This is a genomic window from Micromonospora sp. M71_S20, from assembly GCF_003664255.1.
Taxonomy (GTDB): domain Bacteria; phylum Actinomycetota; class Actinomycetes; order Mycobacteriales; family Micromonosporaceae; genus Micromonospora.
Map to the genome: position 1 here is coordinate 2,430,129 of NZ_RCCV01000001.1, position 24,463 is coordinate 2,454,591.

Annotated in this window: 24 protein-coding genes; 6 read left to right on the forward strand and 18 right to left on the reverse strand. The window is 72.9% G+C overall.

Features of this window, described 5'->3' with window-relative positions; translation table 11 throughout:
- The first annotated feature begins 78 nt into the window (after positions 1 to 78).
- From DER29_RS11035 to DER29_RS11045, 3 genes are all read left to right on the forward strand, one after another.
- Entirely contained in the window at positions 79 to 1,542 is a 1,464-nt protein-coding gene (locus DER29_RS11035; protein WP_121397265.1) for a 3' terminal RNA ribose 2'-O-methyltransferase Hen1, read from the forward strand.
- Positions 1,539 to 4,064 carry a polynucleotide kinase-phosphatase gene (locus tag DER29_RS11040; protein WP_121397266.1) on the forward strand — a complete coding sequence of 842 codons (2,526 nt, stop codon included), beginning with the start codon at positions 1,539 to 1,541 and terminating at the stop codon, positions 4,062 to 4,064. Before DER29_RS11035 ends, DER29_RS11040 begins: the two co-directional genes overlap by 4 nt.
- A gap of 181 nt (positions 4,065 to 4,245) precedes the next feature.
- Entirely contained in the window at positions 4,246 to 5,130 is an 885-nt protein-coding gene (locus DER29_RS11045; RefSeq protein WP_233599715.1) for a DUF368 domain-containing protein, read from the forward strand.
- Between the two features lie 77 nt (positions 5,131 to 5,207).
- On the opposite strand, the gene DER29_RS11050 is transcribed toward DER29_RS11045, so the two are convergent.
- The 13 genes from DER29_RS11050 to clpB form a co-directional block, all read right to left on the reverse strand.
- Positions 5,208 to 5,585, reverse strand: a complete 378-nt coding sequence (locus DER29_RS11050; protein ID WP_007073957.1) for a helix-turn-helix transcriptional regulator — start codon at positions 5,583 to 5,585, stop codon at positions 5,208 to 5,210.
- A gap of 57 nt (positions 5,586 to 5,642) precedes the next feature.
- The gene (locus DER29_RS11055; protein ID WP_121397268.1) at positions 5,643 to 6,182 is read right to left on the reverse strand and encodes an orotate phosphoribosyltransferase; all 540 of its coding nucleotides are present in this window, start codon (positions 6,180 to 6,182) and stop codon (positions 5,643 to 5,645) included.
- Positions 6,183 to 6,351: 169 nt separating this feature from the next.
- Complete coding sequence (locus DER29_RS11060; RefSeq protein ID WP_121397269.1) at positions 6,352 to 7,161, reverse strand: SDR family oxidoreductase; 810 nt, start codon at positions 7,159 to 7,161, stop codon at positions 6,352 to 6,354.
- Between the two features lie 8 nt (positions 7,162 to 7,169).
- Entirely contained in the window at positions 7,170 to 7,844 is a 675-nt protein-coding gene (locus tag DER29_RS11065) for a hypothetical protein (RefSeq protein WP_121397270.1), read from the reverse strand.
- Between the two features lie 72 nt (positions 7,845 to 7,916).
- On the reverse strand, positions 7,917 to 8,762 hold the full coding sequence (locus DER29_RS11070; RefSeq protein ID WP_121397271.1) for a hypothetical protein: 846 nt from the start codon (positions 8,760 to 8,762) through the stop codon (positions 7,917 to 7,919).
- A 140-nt stretch (positions 8,763 to 8,902) separates the two neighbouring features.
- Positions 8,903 to 10,471, reverse strand: a complete 1,569-nt coding sequence (locus tag DER29_RS11075) for a polyamine aminopropyltransferase (RefSeq protein WP_121397272.1) — start codon at positions 10,469 to 10,471, stop codon at positions 8,903 to 8,905.
- Positions 10,468 to 11,178, reverse strand: a complete 711-nt coding sequence (locus tag DER29_RS11080; protein WP_370040277.1) for a hypothetical protein — start codon at positions 11,176 to 11,178, stop codon at positions 10,468 to 10,470. The genes DER29_RS11075 and DER29_RS11080 overlap by 4 nt, the downstream gene beginning before the upstream one ends.
- A gap of 89 nt (positions 11,179 to 11,267) precedes the next feature.
- Entirely contained in the window at positions 11,268 to 11,690 is a 423-nt protein-coding gene (locus tag DER29_RS11085; protein WP_121397274.1) for a DUF350 domain-containing protein, read from the reverse strand.
- 31 nt (positions 11,691 to 11,721) lie between these two features.
- A complete protein-coding gene (locus DER29_RS11090; RefSeq protein ID WP_121397275.1) occupies positions 11,722 to 12,147 on the reverse strand; it encodes a DUF4247 domain-containing protein in 426 nt (141 codons plus the stop codon).
- Positions 12,144 to 12,650, reverse strand: coding sequence for a DUF2617 family protein (locus DER29_RS11095; RefSeq protein WP_121397276.1), 507 nt, complete (start codon positions 12,648 to 12,650; stop codon positions 12,144 to 12,146). The genes DER29_RS11090 and DER29_RS11095 overlap by 4 nt, the downstream gene beginning before the upstream one ends.
- Positions 12,650 to 13,276 carry a DUF4178 domain-containing protein gene (locus DER29_RS11100; protein ID WP_121397277.1) on the reverse strand — a complete coding sequence of 209 codons (627 nt, stop codon included), beginning with the start codon at positions 13,274 to 13,276 and terminating at the stop codon, positions 12,650 to 12,652. The genes DER29_RS11095 and DER29_RS11100 overlap by 1 nt, the downstream gene beginning before the upstream one ends.
- Before the next feature lie 256 nt (positions 13,277 to 13,532).
- Positions 13,533 to 13,913, reverse strand: a complete 381-nt coding sequence (locus tag DER29_RS11105; protein WP_121397278.1) for a hypothetical protein — start codon at positions 13,911 to 13,913, stop codon at positions 13,533 to 13,535.
- Positions 13,914 to 14,059: 146 nt separating this feature from the next.
- Positions 14,060 to 16,651 (reverse strand): ATP-dependent chaperone ClpB, encoded by a 2,592-nt coding sequence (gene clpB / locus DER29_RS11110; RefSeq protein ID WP_121397279.1) that lies wholly within the window; start codon positions 16,649 to 16,651, stop codon positions 14,060 to 14,062.
- A gap of 247 nt (positions 16,652 to 16,898) precedes the next feature.
- Here clpB and DER29_RS11115 point away from each other — a divergent pair, with 247 nt between their 5' ends.
- The 3 genes from DER29_RS11115 to DER29_RS11125 all read left to right on the forward strand — a co-directional run bounded on the left by DER29_RS11115 (position 16,899) and on the right by DER29_RS11125 (position 19,222).
- Complete coding sequence (locus tag DER29_RS11115; RefSeq protein WP_121397280.1) at positions 16,899 to 17,399, forward strand: cation:proton antiporter regulatory subunit; 501 nt, start codon at positions 16,899 to 16,901, stop codon at positions 17,397 to 17,399.
- Between the two features lie 7 nt (positions 17,400 to 17,406).
- Positions 17,407 to 18,612 carry a cation:proton antiporter gene (locus DER29_RS11120; protein WP_121399142.1) on the forward strand — a complete coding sequence of 402 codons (1,206 nt, stop codon included), beginning with the start codon at positions 17,407 to 17,409 and terminating at the stop codon, positions 18,610 to 18,612.
- 178 nt (positions 18,613 to 18,790) lie between these two features.
- Positions 18,791 to 19,222 (forward strand): hypothetical protein, encoded by a 432-nt coding sequence (locus DER29_RS11125; RefSeq protein ID WP_121397281.1) that lies wholly within the window; start codon positions 18,791 to 18,793, stop codon positions 19,220 to 19,222.
- Positions 19,223 to 19,409: 187 nt separating this feature from the next.
- On the opposite strand, the gene DER29_RS11130 is transcribed toward DER29_RS11125, so the two are convergent.
- The 5 genes from DER29_RS11130 to dnaK all read right to left on the reverse strand — a co-directional run bounded on the left by DER29_RS11130 (position 19,410) and on the right by dnaK (position 24,304).
- Positions 19,410 to 19,607, reverse strand: coding sequence for a hypothetical protein (locus DER29_RS11130; RefSeq protein WP_121397282.1), 198 nt, complete (start codon positions 19,605 to 19,607; stop codon positions 19,410 to 19,412).
- Positions 19,608 to 19,881: 274 nt separating this feature from the next.
- Entirely contained in the window at positions 19,882 to 20,322 is a 441-nt protein-coding gene (locus tag DER29_RS11135) for a heat shock protein transcriptional repressor HspR (protein ID WP_121399143.1), read from the reverse strand.
- A gap of 46 nt (positions 20,323 to 20,368) precedes the next feature.
- On the reverse strand, positions 20,369 to 21,562 hold the full coding sequence (dnaJ, locus tag DER29_RS11140; RefSeq protein ID WP_121397283.1) for a molecular chaperone DnaJ: 1,194 nt from the start codon (positions 21,560 to 21,562) through the stop codon (positions 20,369 to 20,371).
- 84 nt (positions 21,563 to 21,646) lie between these two features.
- Positions 21,647 to 22,375: a nucleotide exchange factor GrpE gene (grpE, locus tag DER29_RS11145; protein WP_121397284.1), complete on the reverse strand. Its 729-nt coding sequence runs from the start codon at positions 22,373 to 22,375 to the stop codon at positions 21,647 to 21,649.
- 48 nt (positions 22,376 to 22,423) lie between these two features.
- On the reverse strand, positions 22,424 to 24,304 hold the full coding sequence (dnaK, locus tag DER29_RS11150) for a molecular chaperone DnaK (RefSeq protein ID WP_121397285.1): 1,881 nt from the start codon (positions 24,302 to 24,304) through the stop codon (positions 22,424 to 22,426).
- Between the last annotated feature and the right edge of the window lie 159 nt (positions 24,305 to 24,463).

The window sequence follows — 24,463 nt, forward strand, 5'->3', positions numbered from 1 at the left end:
CCCACCCCCGGAAACCCCACCCGTCGAGCACCCGAAAACGGGACGACGCAAGATCGACGAGGCTGAGACCATTGGCGCGTGCTGCTCACCCTGACCACCACGCACCGGCCGGCGACCGACCTCGGGCACCTGCTGGTCAAGCACCCCGACCGCGCGCACTCCTTCGACGTGCCGGTCGGCACCGCGCACGTGTTCTACCCGGAGGCGGGCGAGCAGCGTTGCACCGCCGCCCTGCTGCTCGACGTCGACCCGCTGCGGCTGGCCGGCGTGCGGGGCAAGGGTCGCGGCCGGCAGCCGGCCCCGACCCCCGACAGCTTCACCCTCGGGCGGTACGTCAACGACCGGCCCTACGCGGCGTCCAGTCTGCTCTCCTCCGCGCTGTCCAAGGTGTACCGCTCGGCTCTGCGCGGCGAGTCCCGCGAGCGCCCCGAGCTGGCCCGTACGCCGATCCCGCTGGAGGTGCGGGTGCCGGTGCTGCGCTGCCGGGGCGGTGCGGACGTGGCGGTCCGGATGTTCGGCCCGCTCGGCTGGGCGGTGACCGCCGCCCCGATCCCACTCGACGAGCGGCACCCGGAGTGGGGCGACAGCCGGTACGTCGACCTGACGCTGACCGGCACGCTGCGCGTCGCCGACGCGCTCAACCACCTCTACGTCCTGCTGCCGGTGCTGGACGACGCCAAGCACTACTGGGTCGCCCCGGACGAGGTCGACAAGCTGCTCCGGGCCGGTGCGGGCTGGCTGGCCGACCACCCGGAGCGCGACATGATCACCCGCCGCTACCTGGCGCACCGGCGGGCGCTGGCCGGGCTGGCCCTGGCCCGCCTGGCCGAGCGACACCCGACCGACGAGCCGGCCGCCGACGAGGCGACCGGGGACGGCACGACCACGGACGGGGCGACGGGGGAGGGCGGGCAGGCCACGGCCCGCCGGGCGTCACTGGCCGCGCGCCGGCGGGAGGCGGTGCTCGGCGCGCTTGCCGGGGCGGGTGCGAGCCGGGTGCTGGATCTCGGCTGCGGCGGCGGTGCCCTGCTCGCCGCTCTGGTCGGCGACCGGCGGTTCACCGAGATCGTCGGCACCGACGTGTCCACGCACGCGCTGACCCTGGCCGCCCGGCGGCTGCGGTTGGACCGGCTGCCCGAGCGGCAGCGGGACCGGATCCGGCTCTGGCAGTCCGCGCTGACCTACCGGGACGACCGGCTGCGCGGGTACGACGCGGCGGTGCTGATGGAGGTGATCGAGCACGTCGACCCGCCCCGGCTGCCGGCGCTGGAGGACGCCGTGCTCGGGCACGCCCGGCCGGCCACTGTCGTGGTGACCACGCCGAACGCCGAGTACAACGTCCGCTACGAGGGGCTGCCCGCCGGGCGGTTCCGGCACGCCGACCACCGCTTCGAGTGGACCCGCGCGGAGTTCGCCGCCTGGGTCGACCGGGTGTCCACCACGTACGGCTACACCGCCGCGATCAGCGGGGTCGGCGACGACGATCCCGAGGTCGGCGCCCCCACCCAGCTCGTCGTGCTGACCCGGAAGGAGAACCCGTGACCACCCTCGACATCCCCGAGCTGGCCCTGGTCGCACTCGTCGGCGTCTCCGGCTCCGGCAAGTCCACCTTCGCCCGCCGGCACTTCGCGCCCAGCCAGGTGCTCTCCTCCGACATGTTCCGGGCCATGGTCGCCGACGACGAGAACGACCAGTCCGCGTCCGCCGACGCCTTCGACGCGCTGCACCACGTCGCCGCCACGCGGCTGCGCCGGGGCCGGCTCACGGTGGTCGACGCGACCAATCTCCAGCCGCACGCCCGGGCCGCCCTGGTGCGGGTGGCCCGCGAGCACGACGTGCTGCCGGTGGCCGTCGTGCTGGACGTGCCCGAGGCGCTGGCCTGGGAACGCACAGAGGGCCGCGCCGACCGCACCTTCGGCCGGCAGGTGCTCGCCCGGATGCAGCGCGACCTGCGCCGGTCGTACAAGCTGCTGGCCCGGGAGGGCTTCCGCAAGGTGCACGTGCTGCGGGGCGTCGAGGAGATCGACGCCGCCGAGATCCGCTACGAGAAGCTCTTCAACGACCGGCGGGAGCTGACCGGGCCGTTCGACATCGTCGGCGACGTGCACGGCTGCCGCGCCGAGTTGGAGGCGCTGCTCGTCCGGCTCGGCTGGGAGCTGCGCCGCGACGAGCGGGGCCGGCCGGTGGACGCGACGCACCCGTCGGGGCGTACCGCCGTCTTCGTCGGTGACCTGGTGGACCGCGGCCCGGACTCCCCCGGCGTGCTCCGCCTCGTGATGGGCATGGTCGCCGCCGGGCACGCGATCTGCGTGCCCGGCAACCACGAGCAGAAGCTGCTGCGCCGGCTGCGCGGCCGCGAGGTGCGGCTCACCCACGGGCTGGCCGAGACCATGGAGCAGCTGGCGGCGGAGCCGGACGCCTTCGTGGCCGAGGTGGCGGGCTTCATCGACGGCCTGGTCAGCCACTTCGTGCTCGACGGCGGCCGGCTGGTGGTCGCGCACGCCGGGCTGAAGGAGGCCTACCAGGGCCGCGCCTCGGGCCGGGTGCGCTCGTTCGCGCTGTACGGCGAGACCACCGGCGAGACCGACGAGTACGGGATGCCGGTGCGTTACCCGTGGGCGCGGGAGTACCGGGGTTCGGCGATGGTGGTCTACGGGCACACGCCGGCCGCCGTGCCGGAGTGGGTGAACAACACCATCTGCGTCGACACCGGCTGCGTCTTCGGCGGCCGGCTCACCGCGCTGCGCTACCCGGAGAAGGAACTGGTCTCGGTGCCGGCGGAGCGGGAGTGGTACGCCCCGGTGCGCCCGCTGACCGCCGCCCCGGCCCGACCCGACCAGGTGCTGGAGCTGACCGACGTGACCGGTCGGCGGCACGTCGAGCACGCGTACGGGTCGCTGACCGTGCCGGCGGAGAACGCGGCCGCCGCGCTGGAGGTGATGAGCCGCTTCGCGGTCGACCCGCGCTGGCTGGCCTGGCTGCCGCCGACGATGGCGCCCTGCTCGACGGCCACGGCGGGCGGCTTCCTGGAGCACCCGGCGCAGGCCTTCGCCGACTACCGCGCGGCGGGCGTGGACCGGGTGGTCTGCGAGGAGAAGCACATGGGCTCGCGGGCGGTGGTGCTGGTCTGCCGGGAGCCCGACGGCGGGCCCTTCGGCCCGGGCGGCGGGGTGGTGCACACCCGCACCGGCCGGCCGTTCTTCGGCGCGCCGCTCGACACGGAACTGCTCGACCGGGTGCGCGCGGCGGTCGGCGGGGCGGGGCTCTGGGACGAGCTGGCGACCGACTGGCTGCTACTCGACTGCGAGCTGCTGCCCTGGTCGGCGAAGGCGGGCGGCCTGATCCGCGAGCAGTACGCCGGCGTCGGCGCCGCCGGCCGGGCCGCGCTGCCGGCGGCGCTGGCCGCGCTGGAGGCGGCGGCCGGTCGGGGCCTGCCCGTCGACGGGCTGCGCGACCGGATGGCCCGCCGTCGCGACGAGATCCTGGCCTACTCGGACGCCTACCGGGCGTACGTGGGGCCGACCGACGGGCTGCGCGGGGTGACCCTGGCCCCGTTCGCGGTGCTGGCCGGCGCGAAGGCCAGCTACGCCGACCGGGACCACGGCTGGCACCTGGGGCTGGCCGACCGGCTCTGCGCCGCCGACCCGGAGTTCTTCACGCCGACCCGTCGCCAGGTCGTCGACCTGGCCGATCCGGCCGCCGAGGCGGCGGCCACCGAGTGGTGGTTGGCGCTGACGGCGGCCGGGGGCGAGGGCATGGTCGTCAAGCCGTACGCCGGCCCGGCCGCCCGCAGCGAGCGGGGTTCGCTGCTCCAGCCGGGCATCAAGTGCCGGGGGCGGGAGTACCTGCGGATCATCTACGGTCCGGGGTACGACGAGCCGGAGCAGCTCGCCGCGCTGCGCCGCCGGTCCCTGGGGCGCAAGCGGGGGCTGGCGCTGCGCGAGCACGGGCTGGGGCTGGCGGCGCTGGACGCGCTGGTCGCCGGCGCCCCGCTCTGGCGCCGGCACGAGCTGGTCTTCGCCATCCTGGCCTGCGAGTCCGAGCCGGTCGACCCTCGGCTCTGACGGTTCGCCGGCACCGCGGACCGTTCGCGCGACGTGGTGCGCTGCCCCGAGGCTCGGCACCGGTAGCCTGTGTGGCCGTGGCGAACGCCACACAGGCAGCGGTTCGAGTGATGACGAACGGATTCTCGCAATGGCATGGGGCGAACGCATTGGCCACATCTTCCGTGGGGCGGCCATCGGTGTGGCTGAGGCCGTTCCGGGGGTCAGCGGTGGCACGATCGCGCTGGTCACAGGAGTGTACGAGCGGGTCATCGCGTCCGCCGGCCACCTGGTGAACGCGGTCCGCTTCGCGGCCTCGGACGTCCCTCGCGGAAGGGGGTGGACGCGGGCCTCGCACCAGTTCCGGCAGGTGCACTGGGAGGTGGTGATCCCGCTTCTGCTGGGCATGGTGCCCGGTCTGCTGATCGCGGCGAAGCTGCTGGAACCGCTGCTGCACGATCACCCGGAGCAGACCCGTGGGCTGTTCCTGGGTCTCGTGCTCGCCTCGGTGCTGGTGCCGATCTCGATGGTGGGCAAGCCGTGGCGGGGCAAGGAGGTCGCCGCCCTGGTGGTCAGCGCCGTGGCCGCCTTCGTGCTGACCGGTCTCCCGCAGGCGACGATCGCCCCGAATCCACTGGTCGTGCTGGTGGCGGCGGCGGTCGCGGTCTGCGCGTTGGTACTGCCCGGCGTTTCCGGCTCGTTCCTGCTGCTGACCGTCGGCCTCTACGAGCCGACGATCAACGCGGTGAACGACCGTGACTTCGGCTACCTGGCCGTCTTCGCGGCCGGGATGGTCATCGGCTTGGCGCTGTTCGTGAAGCTGCTTCAGTGGTTGCTGGAGAAGCACCGTCGCATGACGTTGGCGGTGATGGCCGGGATCATCGTCGGCAGCCTCCGCGCCCTGTGGCCGTGGCAGTCGGAGGACCGGTCGATGCACGCCCCGGGCGACAACCTCGTGTCGATCCTCGCGCTCTTCCTGCTCGGCGTGGCGCTGGTCAGCGCAATGATCATCGCCGAGCGTCGCCGGCTGCGACGCGCGGCGAGGGATCTCACCGAAGAGACGTACGAGAGCCCGCACGTCCGCTGAGCCGGTACGGCACCGTACGACCCATCCGCTCGGTGGCCGCCTTGAGGGCGGTCACCGAGCGGACCGGATCGGAAGAGTCAGCGCGCCTTCTTGGTGGCGCGCTTGCGCGGCGGGGTCAGCAGATCGGCGATCGTGGCGATCGCCGTCGGCACCAGCCGGTAGTACGCCCAGACACCGCGCTTCTCCCGCTCCAGCAAGCCGGCCTCGGTGAGGATACGCAGGTGGTGACTGACCGTCGGCTGCGAGAGGCCGAGGGGCGCGGTCAGGTCGCACACGCACGCCTCGCCCTCGGGCGCCGACTGGATCAGGCTGAGCAGCCGAAGTCGAGCGGGGTCGGCGAGGGCCTTGAGGACCCCCGCGAGACGCTCGGCATCGGCACGTTCGATCGGCTCGCCGGCAAGCGGCGAGATCTGAGGCATAGTCATTTCGGCCAACGCAGTTCCCACGTATTCCATCCTTCCACCAGCAGCATCGATCCGCCTGCATATCGGCGGATCCGAATCGGCAGACTTTTACGCCACAAGGCCGAGGTCAGCCAACGTATAGGCCGCTCGATACGGCAATCCGGCGGCTCGCACCGCGTCGCCGGCGCCTCGATCAACAATAACCGCCACACCCACGATCTCGGCCCCGACCTCGCGAAGGGCCTCGACCGCCGTCAAAACACTTCCCCCGGTGGTGGAGGTGTCCTCCACCGCCAGCACCCGCCGGCCGGCCACGTCCGGCCCTTCGATCCGGCGCTGTAGACCGTGCGTCTTACCCGCCTTGCGGACCACGAACGCGTCCACCGGGCGATCGGTCCCGGACGCGGCGTGCACCATCGACAGCGCCACCGGGTCGGCGCCCAGGGTCAGCCCGCCCACCGCGTCGTACTCCCAGTCGGCCGTCAGGTCACGCATCACGCGCCCCACCAACGGAGCGGCCTGGTGATGGAGCGTGACGCGACGTAGATCGACGTACCAGTCGGCCTCGCGGCCTGAGGAGAGCACCACCCGGCCGTGGACCACCGCCAGGTCAGTGATGAATTTACGCAGGTCGTCGTGGTCCCCCATGCCGATAGAGGGTACTGCTCAAGTCTGAGAGTCGTGTGCGGGGTCCACCGGGATCAGTCCTGGGGGCGACCGGCGGGTGGCGATGCCCGGCTACGCTGAGCGACCGTTCAGCCGGACAAATCGGACGATCGACGAAGATCGACGGGGCGAGCCGGCCCCGGCCCGTCGGTCAGCCGCCGTCGCGGCCGATCCGGCCCCGGGTGTCCCGGGACACGGCTTCCAGCAGCCGCCTGGGCGCGTGCCGCAGTCCCGCCACGGCGAGCTTGTACTTCCACGCGGGAACGCTGACCAGCTTGCCTTTCCGCAGGTCACGCAGGGCCTCGTCGACCACGTCGTCGGCCCGCAGCCACATCCACTCCGGCGTCTTCGACATGTTGATGCCGGCGCGCTCGTGAAACTCCGTACGCGTGTAGCCGGGGCAGAGCGCCATCACGCGTACGCCGAAGGGCCGGGCGGACTGGCCGACGGACTCGCTGAAGTTGGTGACCCACGCCTTGCTGGCGGAGTATGTCGAACCGGGCATGACCACGCCGAACCCCGCCACCGAAGAGACATTTATCACTGCCCCACGGCGCCGCTCGGTCATCGGACGCAGGGCCGCGAGGGTCAGCCGCATCACGGCGTGCACGTTGAGCCGCAGCAGCCGCGCCTCGTCCTCGGCGGAGGACCGCAGGAACGGGGTGTTCAGGCTGATCCCGGCGTTGTTGACAAGCAGCTCGACCGGCGACCCCTCGGCCAGCCGCCCCTCGACCGTCGCGCAACCGTCGTCGGTGGACAGATCGGCCGGGATCATCTCGACCTCCCGGCCGTGCCGCCCGGTCAGCTCGGCGGCCGTCGCGGCCAGCCGGGTCGCGTCCCGGGCCACCAGCACCAGGTGCCAGCCGTCGGCGGCCAGCCGGCGGGCGAAGGCGGCACCGATCCCGGCGGTCGCTCCGGTGATCAGGGCCCGCCGCTCGCTGGCCGGCTGGTCGAGCGTCACGGGCGGTCCTACCTCGGCGGGTACGGGGGCGCGGGCGGCGCCCCGGGCGGCTGGTGCGGGGGCTGGACGGGTGGCGGCGCGGGCGACGCCGGAGGGTGGTGCGGGGCGGACGGCGCGGGCCGCCGACGGAACCAGGCGCTCGCCGCCGGCAGTGCCAGCAGCACGGCTACCACAAGGTAACCGAGCACCTGGCCGACGGAAAGCCCCGCGCCCAGCGGAATCCACCAGGACGGGTAGGCGTCGGCGAGCAGACCGAGGAGTTCCGCCGTCGCCCGGTCGTCCTCCCCCGATCCCAGCGGGATGGCACGCTGGCCGACCAGCAACGCGAGCCCGCAGCAACCGGCGATCAGCCCCAGCCCGGAGACCACCCAGGTCGCGGTGCGGGCGCCGTCCCGGCCGGCCCGCAGGCCGAGGGCGAGACCGCCGAGGAGCAGCCCCGCGAGCAGGCTCACCACCGCCGTCAGCACGGTGGACGCGCCCAGCAGGGTGACCGTCCGGTCGATCTGGTCCGGGCCCGCCGAAGTGCCCCCGGCGGCGGCGCGGAACCGGTCGACGGTGCCGCCGCGCGTCGCCACACCGGCGGCGGCGTACGCGAGGGCGGCGACCGCCATCAGCGCCAGCAGCGCCACGGCCGCCGTGACCACGGCCGGGCGGCGGGCCGGTGCCCGATCGGGGTGCGACACGACGAGTCCCTCCGGTAGGCGTCGGGTTGCAACCTACTCGGAGGGACCGTCGGCGTCGCTGTTATCGACCGGTCAACTCACCGGCGGCGGGGTCGGGCCGGGACGGTCCGAACCGGGCTGATCGCCACCCGGGTTCGATCCCGGCTGGCCCGGCTGGCCCCCGCCGTACGGCGCGGACGGCGGCTGGTTGCCCGGGGCCGGCGGGTAGCCCGGCTGGTCGGACGACTGCGGCTGGCCCGGCGTCGGCGGGTACCCCGGCGTGGGCGGGTAGCCGGGCTGGCCGGACTGCGGGTAGCCGGGCTGGCCACCGGACTGCGGGTAGGCCGCACCCGGGACCGGCGGCTCCCAGCCCTGCTTCGGCTTGCGGAAGAACTCGTTGGCCTTCGGCAGCGCCAGCAGGATCAGCGCGGCGAGCAGCGCGAGCAGCCCGATCACGGTGAGCAGCGTGGTTACCGGGGTGAACCAGCCGGGCAGCGCCTCGTCAAGGCGGCGCTGGATCTCCTCCGGGCTCGGCCCGTCGCCGGTCGTCTGACCGGTGCCCATGCCGCCGCCCACTCCGCTGACCAGGCCGCCGCCCGTGCAGCAGACCATGATGCCGCCGAGCACCCAGGTGGTGATCCGCGACCCGTTGCTGCCCCGGTTGTTGAACACCCCGAGCACGGCCAGCACGACCGCGATCAGGAGCACGAAGACCGCGCCACCGATGGTGATCATTGTGGTGATGTCGGCCAGGTTCTGCGTGCCGTTGGCGTCGGTGCCCCGGTACGCGTCGTCGAGCACCTGCGAGATGGTGCCGACGGTGGAGAGCGTGATGATGAGGCCGATCAGCTGGGTGAGCGCGAACAGCCACAGCAGATACGTGGATATGGTCACCACACCCGGCCGGGTGCGGGCCGGCGTGTTGTGGGAATCGACCATGATTCTCCTTCCCTAGATCGCGGTCACACCGTATCCAGGTCGGGCCACTCCGGCACGTCAGACGGGCATTGACCCGCCGGGACGGCGGCAATCGCGGGCCGCGGACCTGTTCACCGGCGGGCTGTGGCCGCCGGGGCGCCTCAGTAGCCGCGCCACTCCGCGCGGGCGTACTCCAGCACGCGGGGCTGGAGCAGGGTGGAGGCCGGCACGTCCACCCGGCGGCGGTCGGCCGGGAAGTTGCCGGCGGCGGTCAGGGTCGCCGCGTCGAGGAAGCGCAGCCCGGGGGCGCCCGGCGGCAGGGCCAGGGCGGGCGCGGTCGGGCCGGGGGCGGCCAGCAGGAAACCCCAGTCGCCGAAGGACGGCACGTCCACGTGGTACGGCGTGGTGGCGAAGCCCGCCTCGCGCAGCGACGCCTCGATGGACCAGTACGACCGGGGCGCGAAGTACGGCGAGCCGGACTGCACCACCAGCCGACCGCCCTCGGCGAGCACCGTCCGCACCAGCGCGTAGAACTCGACCGTGTAGAGCTTGGCGGTGGCCGTCTCGTCCGGGTCGGGCAGGTCGGCCACGACCGCGTCGAACCGGTCGGCGGCGGTACGCAGCCAGGCGAACGCGTCGGCGTGCACCACCCGCACCCGGGGGTCGTCGAGCGCCCCGCCGTTGAGCCGGCGCAGCTGCGGCTCGCTGCGGGCCAGCGCCACCACCGCCGGGTCCAGGTCCACCACCGTGATCCGCCGGACGTCGGGGTAGCGCAGCAGCTCGCGTACGGCGAGGCCGTCACCGGCGCCCAGCACCAGCACCTCGCCGCGCGGGCCGTTCAGCACCGGATGCACCAGCGCCTCGTGGTAGCGGTACTCGTCGACCGAGCTGAACTGGAGGTCGCCGTTGAGAAAGAGCCGCAGGTCGGTGCCGGCGCGGCCGGTCTCGGCCACCGAGCGGGTGAGCACGATCTCCTGGTACCGGCTGCGCTCGGCGTGCACCACCGGGTCCCGGTAGAGCTGCTGGCGGGCGGTCAGCTCGAAGTCGTGCGCGGTCACCCACGCGTACCCGAGGCTGACGAAGACCACGACGCTGCCGGCGCCGAGCGCGACGCGGGCCCGGCGGCTCAGCTCCCGCCGGAAGACCGTGCAGACCAGGGCGAGCCCGGCGACGGCGTTCACGGCGCCGACCACCAGCGCCCCCTTGAGCTGGCCGAAGACCGGCAGCAGCAGGAACGGGAAGGCCAGCCCGCCGAGCAGCGCGCCGACGTAGTCGGCGGCGAACAGGTCCGCCACCGCGCTGCCGGCGGCCTGCTCCCGGATGCGTTGCAGCAGCACCATCAGCAGCGGGATCTCCGCGCCGATCAGCAGGCCGAGCACGAAGGCGGTGCCGATCAGCGCCGGGCCGTAGAGGTCCAGCCACGCGAAGGCCGCGTAGAGACCGAGCACGGAGAGGCCGCCGAGCAGGGCCAGGGCCAGCTCGATCGCGGCGAACGCGGCGGCGGCCCGCGGCTGCAACGGCTTGGCGGCGAGCGCGCCGACGCCCATCGCGAACACCATCACGCCGAGCACGATCGACGCCTGCCCGACCGTGTCCCCGATCAGGTAGCTGCCCAGGGCGACCAGGGCCAGCTCGTAGACCAGGCCGCAGGCGGCGCAGACGAAGACCGCGACGAGCACCGCCGCGCGGGACAGCCGCCACCGCGCGGGTGCCGGCGCCTCGACGGTCACCGACCCTCCGGCGTACGCCCGGCGGCCCGGACGTCCCTCGTCCGCCCCTGCCCTCCGGCCTCCTTGCGGCGCTGGCGGCCGCGCTGCCAGAAGCCGGCGGCGAAGAGCAGCGCGGTGAACAGCAGCAGGCCGACCGCGGCGAGCAGGTAGCCCCAGCGGTCACGCCAGAGGTCGCTACCGGCGTCCGGCAGCGGCGGCGCGTCGGCCGTCGCGGCTGCCGGGGTCGGCGCCGGCTCCACCACACCCGCCTCGGCGGCGAGCAACGGCAGCGAGACGGCGGCGCGGGTGACGGCCCAGCCGGGCTCGTCGACGAAGGCGTCCTCGGTCAGCCCGAGCCGTTCCAGCCCGCTCTCCATCCGCAGGCGGGCGGTGGCGGAGACGTCGTCGGAGGCTTCCACCGTGACGCGGGCGAAGTCGTTGCTCTCGCTGCTCTCCGACGTGTAGGCGACCCGGGCGACCACCTGCACCCAGCGCGGGCAGGCGGCGTTCTCCTCGACCGCGATCCCGTCGCCGAGGTTCGACCCGACGCTGAGGTCGGTGTACTTGTAGAAGTCCCGGAGCACCCAGCCGTAGCAGATGCCCTGGCTGGCGCTGGAGCGCTGGAGGATCGGCACGGTGTCGCCACGTTCCTGCGAGGTCGGCGGCAACACGTCGTCCCCGCCCCCGTTGCGGTTGACCACGCCGATGCCCACGCAGCACAGGACCATCACACCGATGACCACCCAGACGATCCAGGTGCCCTGGTTCGCGTTCGCGACCGCCGCCTGCTGCCCGCCGGGCTTCTTCGCCGTCGCCATCAACTGATCGCGGCGGCGATGATCGCGCCGGTGGCGAGGTGCACGACGGCGGAGACCCAGACCGCCGGGTGCGGCTGCTGGTCGACCAGGATCTCGCCGAGCTTGCCCGGCGTGGCGACGTCGAGCAGCACGAAGGCCGCCGCCATGATCACCAGGCCGAGGATCCCGTAGGCGGACGCGCCGACGATGCCGAGCACGAAGTCGTCGTCGCTGGCGGCGATCGCGGCGACCACGATGACGCCGACGCCGGCCAGGTTGGAGGCGAGCAGCAGCGCCGCGTTGCGGTTGCGCTCGGTCCAGATCAGCTGGTTGAGCCGGCCGGGGGTGGCGAGGTCCACCAGGACGTAGCCGATGCCCATCAGCAGGACGCCGACCGCCCCGTAGGCGAGGGTGACCAGCAGATCGGTGACGAGGGTCTGCACAGGAGGCTCCAGGGTGAGGGGGGTCGGTGCGTCACTTGCCGCTGCCGGGGCCGCCGCCCCGGACGGTGCTGCCACGGCCCCAGCCCCAGTGGGAGCCGACCGTGGAGTGGTAGCGGGGGTAGGCGGTGCTCATGCGCTCCAGCAGGATCACCGAGCCGGCGGCGATCGGCAGGATCACCAGCGAGTCGTCGTCGTAGCGCAGGTAGACGCCGCTGCCGTCGACGTACTGGTCGGCGGGCTGCCACGCGTCGGTGACCTCCTTCGCCACCTGACTCGGCGAGCGGGGCGAGGTGTAGGCGACGGCGTTGCGGCCGATGTCGTGGCTCGCCGCCCGCTTGTACTTGTCCTCCACGTAACCGCGCGGGGAGAAGCTGCCGTAGAAGATGGCGAAGGCGGCGACCAGGGCGCCGATGACGGCGAACGCCACCCCCACCACGAACCAGCGTCGGTACGTCATCGCAGTGCCACCACCGTCTCGGTCAGGACCAGCTCGTTGGTCTGGGGATACGCGTGCCAGGTGCGCCAGGCGAGGGTGCCGGCCGGCGGGTCGGGGCGGACCGCCAGCGCGGTCACCGCGTCGACGTCGCCGGGGAACACGCCCACCAGCGCGTACGGGTCGTCGGCCAGGTCGGCGCGGAGGGCGGCGACCTGCTCGCTCAGCCCCGTGCCGGCGGGCCGCAGCACGGTCGCCGTGAAGTGGTAGCCGCTCGCCTCGTCCCGCACCGCCGGCGGCAGCTCGGGCGGGCGGCCGGGCAGGCAGGCGACCGTCTCGGTCAGCGTGGCGCCGGGCGCGTGCAGGACCACCTGGTGCGAGGCGCCGAGCAGCCGCAGCCGCAGCCGGACGCCGCCGGGCAGGTCGAGGTCGAGCACGTGCAGCGCGGGCCGCTCGACGTCGTCGAGCGCCAGGCTGAGGTCGGCGGCGCTGGTGTCGACGTACGGGGCGTCGAGGGTGACGAGCATCAGCCCACCTCGGACTGCGGGTAGATCATCACGTCGCCGCGGTGCAGCAGCTCACCGAGCGCCACCTCCCAGCCCGCCTCGCCGTACGCCTCGAAGGAGAGCCGGGCGCCGCCGGGCGCCTGGTAGTCGTGGTACCGCATGGTGCCGGTCGGGTCGAGCCCGGTGTTGCCCACGGCGGTGAAGCGCGCCTGGCCGGACTCGTTCCAGTTGTAGCGACGGCCGGCGAAGTCGATCGTCGGCGCGCCCGGGGTGACGGTGGCGCCCTGCTCGGCCCCCCAGAGCACCAGCTCCAGCTCCGGGTCCTCCTCGACGGAGAGCCAGCGCCGCACGCCGGCGGCGTCGTCGAGCAGGTGCTCGGCCCAGCTCCAGCCGCCCTCGACCAGGCGGATCGAGCCGCGCACCGCGTACGACACGCCCCGGATCTCGACGATGTCACCGGGCTTCAGCCGGCGCGGGTCGCCGCGCAGCGCGTCGGCGTCCCGGTCCCGCAGCGGGTCGCCCGGCCCCTTGGCCCGTTGCTGCGGGCGGGAACGCGTCCGGTTCCAGGCCACCGCGGCCACCACCAGGCCGCCCACCCCGACCAGACAGCCCATCGCCGCCAGCACGAATGCGATCGTCCCGCTCATCCCGACCACCTCCCCAGGTACGTCGGCGAGGACGGTAACAACCCCGCGCACCTGGGGAAACATCCTGTCGGCTGAGTGAGGGAACGGTCACCCGGCGTACCTCCGCCGGGACCGTCCCCGGTGTGTCCCGGGGATCGTTCCGGGCGTGCTCCGGGTACCGTTCCGGGCGTGCTCCGGGGACCCTTCCGGGCGTGCTTTCCGGCGAGCCGTTCCCGGGCGGCGGGTCGGCCGCGGGGCTGTTCCCGAGCGTCGGGGGTCAGCCTCGGGACAGGTGGTCGGTGGCGTACTCGCGCAGGGTGGTGCGGCCCATGACGCAGCCGGTGAAGGTGCCGAACTCGGCCGGGTCGCCGCCCAGCGCCGTCCAGGCGGCCCGCCCGGCGGCCGGGTCGACGCCTTCGATGAGCGTGGCGGCGTAGACGCGCCCCGCCGGGGTGGCCTCGGTGAGCAGCCGGTCGAGTTCCCCGCGTACGCCCTCGGGGTCCTCGGCGAGCGCCGCCTCCACCCGCCGGTACGCCTCGGTCACCGGCAGCACCGTCCCGGCGATCCCCACCCCGCCGAACGCCACCGTGTCGGCCTGCCGCAACTCGTCGAGCGCCGCCTGGATCTCCCGGTCCCGCTTCTTCCCGATCCCGAACATGCCCCTGTTCCTTCCCCCGCCGCGCCCCGCCCACCCTGTCGATCAAGAGGTTTGCGTCGTCGACGGAGCGCTGCCGGGACGCAAACCTCTTGATCGTCACGGGCTCGCCCCGGTCGGCGGCGCCGACCGGGGCGAGGTGGAGCGGGTCAGGCCGCCGCGACCGTCAGGGCGTCCCTGGTGTCCGCCAGGTCGACCTCGACCGTGTCGCCGTCGCGGATCTGCCCCGACAGGAGCGCCTTCGCGAGCTGGTCGCCGATCGCCGTCTGGACCAGGCGGCGCAGCGGGCGGGCACCGTAGATCGGGTCGTAGCCGTGCTCGGCGAGCCAGACCCGGGCCGGCTCGGTGATCTTCAGGCCGAGGCGGCGGTCGGCGAGACGCTTGCGCATCCGGTCGAGCTGGATGTCGACGATCGCCCGCAGGTCGTCCCCGAGCAGCGCGGCGAAGACCACGATGTCGTCGAGGCGGTTGAGGAACTCCGGCTTGAAGTGCGAGCGGACCACCGCCAGGACGCCCTCCCGGCGCTGCTCCTCGGCCAGCGTCAGGTCGCCGATCACCGACGAACCCAGGTTGGAGGTGAGGATCAGGATCGCGTTGCGGAAGTCCACCGTGCGGCCCTGCCCGTCGGTGAGCCGGCCGTCGTCGAGCACCTGGAGCAGGATGTCGAAGACGTCCGGGTGGGCCTTCTCGACCTCGTCGAGCAGGATCACCGAGTACGGCCGGCGGCGCACCGCCTCGGTGAGCTGACCGCCCTCCTCGTAGCCGACGTAGCCGGGCGGGGCGCCGACCAGCCGGGCGACGGAGTGCTTCTCGCCGTACTCGCTCATGTCGATGCGGACCATGGCCCGCTCGTCGTCGAAGAGGAACTCGGCGAGCGCCTTGGCCAGCTCGGTCTTGCCGACGCCCGTCGGGCCGAGGAAGAGGAAGCTGCCGGTGGGGCGGTCGGGGTCGGCGACCCCGGCCCGGGCGCGGCGGACCGCGTCGGAGACCGAGCCGACCGCCTCGGCCTGACCGACCACGCGGGCGCCGAGCGACTCCTCCATCCGCAGCAGCTTGGCGGTCTCGCCCTCCAGCAGCCGGCCGGCGGGGATGCCGGTCCAGGAGGCGACCACGGCGGCGATGTCGTCGGCGCCGACCTCCTCCTTGAGCATCGCGCCCTCGGCCTGGAGCCGGGCCAGTTCCTCCTCGGCCTGCTTCAGCTCGGCCTTGAGGGCGGGGATCCGGCCGTAGCGCAGCTCGGCGGCCCGCTCCAGCTCGCCGTCGCGCTCGGCCCGCTCGGCCTCGCCGCCGAGCCGCTCCAGCTCCTCCTTGGCCGTGGAGAGCTTGGTGATGTGGCTCTTCTCCAGCTGCCAGCGCTCCGACAGGACGGTGAGCTGCTCCCGCTTGTCGGCCAGCTCCTTGCGCAGCCGCTCCAGCCGCTCGGCGGAGGCGGCGTCCGGCTCCTTGGCCAGCGCCATCTCCTCGATCTCCAGCCGGCGCACCGCCCGCTCGATCTCGTCCACCTCGACGGGGCGGGAGTCGATCTCCATCCGGAGCCGGGACGCGGACTCGTCGACCAGGTCGATCGCCTTGTCCGGCAGGAACCGGTCGGTGATGTAGCGGTCCGACAGGGAGGCGGCGGCGACCAGGGCGGCGTCGGTGATCCGTACGCCGTGGTGCACCTCGTAGCGCTCCTTCAGGCCGCGCAGGATGCCGATGGTGTCCTCGATGGTCGGCTCGCCGACCAGCACCGGCTGGAAGCGGCGCTCCAGGGCCGGGTCCTTCTCGATGTGCTCGCGGTACTCGTCCAGCGTGGTCGCGCCAACCATCCGCAGCTCGCCGCGGGCCAGCATCGGCTTGAGCATGTTGCCGGCGTCCATCGAGCCCTCGCCCTTGCCGGCGCCGACCACGGTGTGCAGCTCGTCGAGGAAGGTGATGACCTGACCGTCGGAGTTCTTGATCTCCTCCAGGACGGACTTGAGCCGCTCCTCGAACTGGCCCCGGTAGGAGGCGCCGGCCACCATCGCGCCGAGGTCGAGCGAGACGAGCTTCTTGTTCCGCAGCGACTCGGGCACGTCGCCCGCGACGATCCGCTGGGCCAGGCCCTCCACGATGGCGGTCTTGCCGACACCCGGCTCACCGATGAGCACCGGGTTGTTCTTGGTCCGCCGCGACAGCACCTGGATCACCCGGCGGATCTCCGAGTCCCGGCCGATGACCGGGTCGATCTTGCCGTCGCGGGCGCTGGCGGTCAGGTCCACGCCGTACTTGGCCAGGGCCTGGTAGGTCTGCTCGGGGTCGGCGCTGGTGACCCGCCGGTCCCCGCCGCGCACCGACGGGAAGGCGGCGACGAGGGTCTCCTCGGTGACACCGGCCGACTTCAGCGCGTTCGACACCGCGCCGCCCACCCGGGCCAGCCCGGCGAGCAGGTGCTCGGTGGAGGTGTACTCGTCGCCGAGCGGCCGGGCGATCTGCTCGGCGGCCCCGATGGCGTTGACGAACTCCCGGGCCAGGGTCGGCTCGGCGATGCTGGAACCCCGCGCGGCGGGCAGGTTGTCGACCGAGCGCTGGGCGACCCGACGCAGCTCGCCGGGATCGGCCCCGACGGCGCGCAGCAGGCCGGCGGCGGTCGAACCGTCGGTGTCCAGCAGTGACAGCAACAGGTGCCAGGGCTCCACGGTGGCGTGGCCACGCTGGTTCGCCAGCGCGACGGCACCGGTGATGGCCTCGCGGCTCTTGGTGGTGAGACGTTCCGTGTTCATGGGCTCCCCCGGATCGGCGTGTCCACTGGAAAGGACACAACCAGAGTTGAGCCTATTCCGCTCAACCCTGGCCACGTGAGCTGGCTCACACCCTTCGCGGCCGGCGGTCGGACTTCCCGGCATCGACGTCCCACGCCCGTGGAGCCGAGTCGTCCACATCTGTGGCGGAGAAGCACTGACAGATCACTCAGCGACAGGCGACATCCTGACAGGATCCGCAGGTGACGGCGGGGAGTAGCCTGACCGCGTGCGCGTACGTGTCGAACAGACCGCCCTGCCTGGCATCGGGGTCCGTCACGATCTGCTGACGGAATCCGGCCGCCGCCTCGGCGTCGTCTCCCACCGCAATGGCCGCCGTGACCTCGTCCTGTACGACCCGGACGATCCCGACTCATGTCAGCACGACATACCGCTGACCGACGACGAGGCGGAGGCGCTCGCCGACATCCTCGGCGCGTCCCTGATGCTGGGCCAGCTCTCCGGGCTGCGCGACCAGGCCGCCGGGCTGCTCACCGAGCAGATCGCCATTCCGGCCGGGTCGAAGTACGTCAACCGGAAGCTCGGCGACACGCAGGCACGTTCCCGCACGAGCGCCTCGATCGTCGCGGTGCTGCGCCACGGCGAGGTGATCGCCTCGCCGGACCCGTCCTTCCGCTTCGCCGCCGGTGACGTGGTGGTCGTCGTCGGGACCCGCAAGGGCCTCGACGGAGTGACAGCCATCCTCGCCGACAGTGACCCGGACGGCTGAGGCGCGGATGCACCACACGACAACCCTGCTCGTCGAAGTCGGCGCGCTGCTGTTCCTGCTCGGCCTGCTCGGTCGGCTGAGCCGCCGGATCGGCCTCTCGCCCATCCCCCTCTACCTGCTCGCCGGGCTCGCCTTCGGGCACGGCGGCCTGCTCCCCCTCGCCGCCAGCGAGGAGTTCTTCGCGGTCGGCGCCGAGATCGGCGTGATCCTGCTGCTGGTGATGCTCGGCCTGGAATACTCGGCCAACGAGCTCGTCGGCAACCTGCGCGCCGCGGCGCCCGCCGGGCTCATCGACGGGGTGCTCAACGCGCTGCCGGGAGCGGCGTTCGCGCTGCTGCTCGGCTGGGACTGGGTCGCCGCCCTGGTGCTGGCCGGCATCACCTGGGTCTCCTCCTCGGGCGTCATCGCCAAGGTCCTCGCCGACCTGGGCCGCCTCGGTAACCGGGAGACGCCGGTGGTCCTCTCGGTCCTGGTGATCGAGGACCTGGCCATGGCGTTGTACCTGCCCCTGCTGACGGCCGTGCTCGCCGGCACCGGCCTGCTCGGCGGCGGGATCGCGCTCGGCGTCGCGGTCGGCACCGTGCTCCTGGTGCTGGTGGTGGCCATCCGGTACGGCAACCTGATCTCCACAGCGATGTCGGCGAAGGACCCGGAGGCGCTGCTGCTCGGCGTACTCGGGATGACCCTGCTGGTGGCCGGCATCGCGGCGAAGCTCCAGGTGTCGGCGGCGGTCGGGGCGTTCCTGGTCGGCATCGCGCTCTCCGGGCCGGTGGCGCACCACGCCACGGAGCTGCTCACGCCGCTACGGGACCTCTTCGCGGCGGTCTTCTTCGTCTTCTTCGGCCTGGTCACCGACCCCCGGGACATCCCGCCGGTGCTGCTGCCCGCGCTCGCGCTGGCCATCGTCACCATGGCGACGAAGACCCTCACCGGCTACCTGGCCGCCCGCCGGGTCGGCATCGCCGAGCCCGGTCGATGGCGTGCCGGTCTGGCCCTCGTACCACGGGGTGAGTTCTCCATCGTCATCGCGGGCCTCGCGGTGGCAGCCGGTAGCGTCGAGCCGAAACTGGCGGCGCTCGCGACGGCGTACGTGCTGATCACCGTGGTGACCGGGCCGATGCTGGCACGGCTGCCCGACTTCGCGTGGTTCAAGCGCTGGCTGCGGCAGCGCGGCGCCGCGCAGCGGGCCCAGCCGGCACCCGTGGCGGAATGACCGACGTTGGCCGGAGGCCGGATCGACCGTACGGTCGGGTCGGCCCTCGGCCAACGGATGCCGAATTGCTCCTCACGGGGTCTACCGCCGACCAGCGCTCCGGGTTACCGTTTCGCCCCAGCAGCCAGAGCTCGTGGGTGGCCGACGCCCTCACGGGCTCAGAGCGGAAGGTTGGCCGGTGAGCGTGCAGGAGTCGACGTTCCACGGCTTCGCCAACCCCGTCGACCCGACCCCCGCCGAGTTGCGGGCGTGGGCCTACCAGCCGGACTCCGTACCGCTGACCTCGATGCCGCCGGACTGGGACCTGTTGGTCTCCGGCGACCGGCTGGTGGCGGTGCTCTTCGGCCTGGCGATGGACCCGGCCTGCCCGGCGCGCCGGTTCGCGCTGCACTGCCTCTACATCTACGCCGCCGACGGCATCCGGACGAACTTCCGCGCCCACCCGAAGCGGCGCTTCCGCAAGCTCGTCGAGCAGGCCGAGCGCGACGGCGACGACCTGATGCGCACCTGGGCGTACAACAGCCGGGCGCTGCTGGCCCGCCCGGAACTCTTCGTCTACCGGGACTGGTGCGAGGGCGGCCTGGTCCGGGAGAACCGCCGCATCGCCTGAGCAAACGCAGGCACCCCCGAAAACGAACGGGCCGGGACCCCCGCACGGAACCACGAGCGTCCCGGCCGCAGTCTCGACAACGTGCGGGCCGGGACCCCCGCACGGAACCACGAGCGTCCCGGCCGCAGTCTCGATGACGTGCGGGCCGGGACCCCCCGTGGGTCCCGGCCCGCACGTCGGCGGATCGTCAGTGCTCCGGTCCGCCCTGCTCGCGGCGTCTCGCCTCGTTCCGTCCCTGGCCGGCCCGGTCGGCGGACGTGCCGTTCTTGGCCTTGTCGGTGAGGCGGCCCTCGGTGACCCGGTCGAATCTCTCCCGGACGTTCTTCGCCACCTCGTCGAGCCGTTCCTCCGCCTGCTGGGCAACCTTCCTCGCGGCTTCCGTCATGGCTCCCCCTGCCATTGGAGTCCGGATTAAGCTGGTTGGACCTGATTCGCAGATTAGCCGATCCGGTGCCTCCCCCGCCGGCAAACCGGCAACCGCGCACGGGTGGAACACCACGGGTGTCATTCGCGGGCGGTGACACCCGTGGTGTTCCACCCGTGGTGCGGGCCGGGGTTACGTTCGGCGCCACGTCGGACGCGGCGCGCCGAAACGGCCTTGCCCCGGAAAGACGGCCGCGCCCGGCCGCGGGAGGGCGGCCGGGCGCGGTGAGGCTTCGTCAGCGCTCGGGGCCCCGGCGGGGACGCCAGACCACCAGCGCGGTGGAGGTCCGGTTGGTCGGCACCAGGTCGCTGCCCGGGAAGCGGGCCAGCGCCTCCAGCTCGGCGATCCGCCGGTACGCGGCGTCCAGCTCCGCCTCCAGTCGGGCCACCCGCTGCTGCGCCTGCTCCAGCAGCCGTTCCAGCCCGATGATCCGCTTGACCCCGGCCAGGTTGATCCCGTCGTCCTGGCTGAGCCGCTGCACCTCGCGCAGCAGCACCACGTCGCGGACGCTGTAGCGGCGCCCGCCGCCGGCGGCCCGTCCCGGCTGGACCAGGCCCAACCGGTCGTACTGGCGCAGGGTCTGCGGGTGCATCCCCGCCATCCGCGCCGCCACCGAGATCATCAGCACCTTGGCCTCGTAGGCAGGGTCACCCGAGCCGACGAACTCGTCCGACATCCCGCTCACCTCCGCGTGCACTCCACCGAGCCGACTGAACACCGGGTCAACTGAATCGACGTACCCGCGCCTCGAGATGTTCCCGGGCGGCCGGCGGGGTCTGCGCGGCGAAGCTCTCCAACGCCGCACGCGCCTCGTCGGACACCTTCGCGGGCACGACCACGTCGAGCGTCACCAGCAGGTCGCCCGCCTGGCCGTCCCGGCGGACCACCCCCTTGCCCCGCGCCCGCAGGATCCGGCCGCTCGGCGTACCCGGTGGCACCCGCAGGGTCACCGCGCCGTCGAGGGTGGGCACCCGCAGGTCCGTGCCGAGCACGGCCTCCGCGAAAGTGACAGGCACCGTCAGCGTGAGGTCGTCGCCGGTACGCCCGAACAGTTCGTCCGGCCGCACCTTCACGTGTACGAAGAGGTCGCCCGCCGGGCCACCCCGCGCGCCGGGCTCGCCCCGCCCGGCCAGCCGGATCTTCTGGCCGTCCGCCACGCCGGCCGGGAAACGGACGTTCAGCGTGCGGGTCTTGGTGACCCCGCCGGTGCCCTGGCACTCGGGGCACTTCTCGTCCACGACCGTGCCCACGCTCTGGCAGTTGCGGCACGGCTCGGAGAAGCTGAACGACCCCTGGTTGCGGTTGGTCACGCCGGCCCCGTGGCACACCGGGCAGGTGCGCGGCTGGGTGCCGGGCTTGGCCCCGTTGCCGTGGCAGGTGTCGCACACCCCGGGGGCGCGCAGCGTCAGCGGGAGCGTCACCCCGCGTACGGCGTCGCCGAAGTCGAGGGCCACCTCGGCCTCGACGTCCCGCCCCCGGGCCGGGCCACGGGCCGCCGCCCCGCCGGCGGGACCGCCGGCACCGCCCGAGAAGATCGAGCTGAACAGGTCCTGGAAGCCGGCCCCGCCGAAGCGGCGGTCACCGCCCCCACCCGCGGCGCCCCCGAACAGGTCGGAGACGTCGAACGGCACGCCGCCGGGCTGGCCGGGACCACGGGCCCCGCGCCGGAACGCCCCCGAGCCGAACAGCGACCGCAGCTCGTCGTACTCCCGCCGCTTGGCGTCGTCGCCGAGCACGGCGTACGCCTCGGAGGCGGCCTTGAAACGCTCCTCGGCCTTCGGGTCGCCGGGGTTGTGGTCCGGGTGCGAATCCCGGGCCAGTTTCCGGTACGCCTTCTTGACGTCGTCGGCGGTGGCGGCCTTGTCCACGCCCAGCACGGCGTAGAAGTCCTTCTCGATCCAGTCCTTGGAACTCACCGGTCCACCCCCTTCCCTAGCTGGGGACCGACCGTCCCGCCCGCCCTCTGCGGGCGGGCGGGACGGTCCGGTCGTCGTTCCGCACTACTCCGGGTCGGCGACCGCGACCATCGCGGGCCGCAACAGCCGCTCACCGACCTGGTAGCCCCGACGCATCACCTGTACGCAGGTGGGCTCGGTGACGTCGGCCGAGGTCTGGTGGGCGACCGCCTCGTGCCGGGTCGGGTCGAACGGGTCGCCCTGCTCGCCGAACGGGGTCAGCCCGAACTTGCCGAGCGCCGTGGTGAGCTGTTCGGCGACGGTGCCGAACGGCCCGACCAGGTCGCCGTGCTCGCGGGCCCGGTCCAGGTCGTCGAGGATCGGCAGCAGCGCGGCGAGCACCGCGCCGGTCGCCTGCTCGGTGACCAGGCCCTTGTCCCGGTCCACCCGCTTGCGGTAGTTGGCGTACTCCGCCGTCACCCGCTGGAGGTCCCGGGTCCGCTCGTCGAGGTCCTTGCGCAGCGCCTCGAGTTCGGCGCCGAACGCGGTCGGACCACCGTCGGCCGGCTGCGCCGGGGCGTCCACCACCGGCGGGCCGGTCACCTCGGCCGCCTCGACCTCGATCTCGTCGACGACGACCTCGGACTCCTCGACCAGGCCCTCGGCGGGGGCGTCCGAACCGGCGTCGGCGGCGGCCGGCTCGGACGTCTCGCTGATCTTGCGGTTGTTACGGATGACGACCCGCGGCCCGTCGCCGGCCTGCTCGGCGGGCGCGGAGCCACCCGGCGCCGACCCGGTCGCACCCGGGTCGGCAGCTCGTGGCTTCTCCGTCATGGGGCTACCTCATCCCTCTGCCGTGGTTCCGTGTCCGGGGACGAACCGTCACTTCTTGTCCTTGTCCTCGTCCACGATCTCCGCGTCGACCACGTCGTCCGCGCCACCGGCGGGGCCGCCGGCCTGCGGGCCACCGGTCGCCCCGGCGCCCGCGGCACCCGCCGCGCCCGGGCCGGCCTCGCCCGGCTGCTCGCCCTGCTGGTTGTAGAGCAGCGAGCCGGCCTGCTGGGAGACCTGCGCCAGCCGCTCGTGGGCCGACTTGATCTTCTCGAGGTCCTGGCCGCCGAGCGCGCCGCGCAGCTCGCCGAGCGCCTCGTTGATCTGGTCACGGGACTCCGAGGGCAGCTTGTCGCCGCTCTCGGCCAGGAACTTCTCGGTCTGCCACTGGAGCGCCTCGGCCAGGTTGCGGGTCTCGGCCTCCTCGCGGCGGCGCTTGTCGTCCTCGGCGTGCTCCTCGGCGTCGCGGCGCATGCGCTCGATGTCGTCCTTCGGCAGCGAGGAGCCGCCGGTGATCGTCATCTTCTGTTCCTTGCCGGTGCCGAGGTCCTTGGCGTGGACGTTGACGATGCCGTTGGCGTCGATGTCGAAGGTGACCTCGATCTGCGGCACGCCGCGCGGCGCCGGCGGGAGACCGGTCAGCTCGAAGGTGCCGAGCTTCTTGTTGTAGGCCGCGATCTCCCGCTCGCCCTGGAACACCTGGATCAGCACCGACGGCTGGTTGTCGTCGGCCGTGGTGAAGACCTCGGAGCGCTTGGTCGGGATGGTGGTGTTGCGCTCGATCAGCTTGGTGAAGATGCCGCCCTTGGTCTCGATGCCCAGGCTCAGCGGGGTCACGTCGAGCAGCAGGACGTCCTTGACCTCGCCCTTGAGCACACCGGCCTGGAGGGCGGCGCCGACGGCGACGACCTCGTCCGGGTTCACGCCCTTGTTGGGCTCCTTGCCGGTGAGCTGCTTGACCAGGTCGGTCACGGCCGGCATCCGGGTCGAGCCGCCGACCAGGATGACGTGCTCGACGTCGGAGACCTTGATGCCGGCGTCCTTGACGGCCTGCTCGAACGGGCCCTTGCAGCGGTCCAGCAGGTCCTGCGTCATCCGCTGGAACTCGGCCCGGCTGAGCGTCACGTCCAGGTGCAGCGGGCCCGCCGCGCCGGCGGTGATGTACGGCAGGTTGATGTTGGTGGTGGTCGCGGCGGACAGCTCGATCTTGGCCTTCTCGGCCGCCTCGCGGAGCCGCTGGAGGGCCATCTTGTCCTGGCCCAGGTCGATGCCGTGCTCGCCGCGGAAGGTCTTCACCAGGTGGTCGATGATCCGCTGGTCCCAGTCGTCGCCACCGAGGTTGTTGTCACCGCTGGTCGACTTGACCTCGATGACGCCCTCGGCCAGCTCCAGCAGCGACACGTCGAAGGTGCCGCCACCGAGGTCGAAGACCAGGACGGTCTGCTCCTTGGAGCCCTTGTCCAGCCCGTACGCCAGGGCCGCCGCGGTCGGCTCGTTCACGATCCGCAGCACGTTGAAGCCGGCGATCTCGCCGGCCTCCTTGGTGGCCTGGCGCTGGCCGTCGTTGAAGTAGGCCGGGACGGTGATCACCGCGTCGGTGATCTGCTCGCCCAGGTACGCCTCGGCGTCCCGCTTGAGCTTCATCAGCGTGCGGGCCGAGATCTCCTGCGGGGTGTACTTCTTGCCGTCGATGTCGACGGACCAGTTGGTGCCGATCTCCCGCTTGACCGAGCGGATCGTCCGGTCCGGGTTCGTCACCGCCTGGCGCTTGGCGACCTCACCGACGAGTACCTCGCCGTTGCGGGCGAACGCGACGATCGACGGGGTCGTCCGCGAGCCCTCAGCGTTGGCGATGACGGTGGGCTCACCGCCCTCCAGAACGCTGACGCAGGAGTTCGTCGTGCCGAGGTCGATACCGACCGCACGTGCCATCTTCGCTTCCTCGCTTCATCACGTTGTGGGCAGCTGACGAGTGACGCCCGTCGAGCTGCCCGGCGGGCGTCGCCCGCAGCGACCCCACCACAAGTTGAGTGAACTTGACTCAATAGTGCCACGCCCCGCGAAATCGTCAAGTCGGGGTTGAGTCGACCC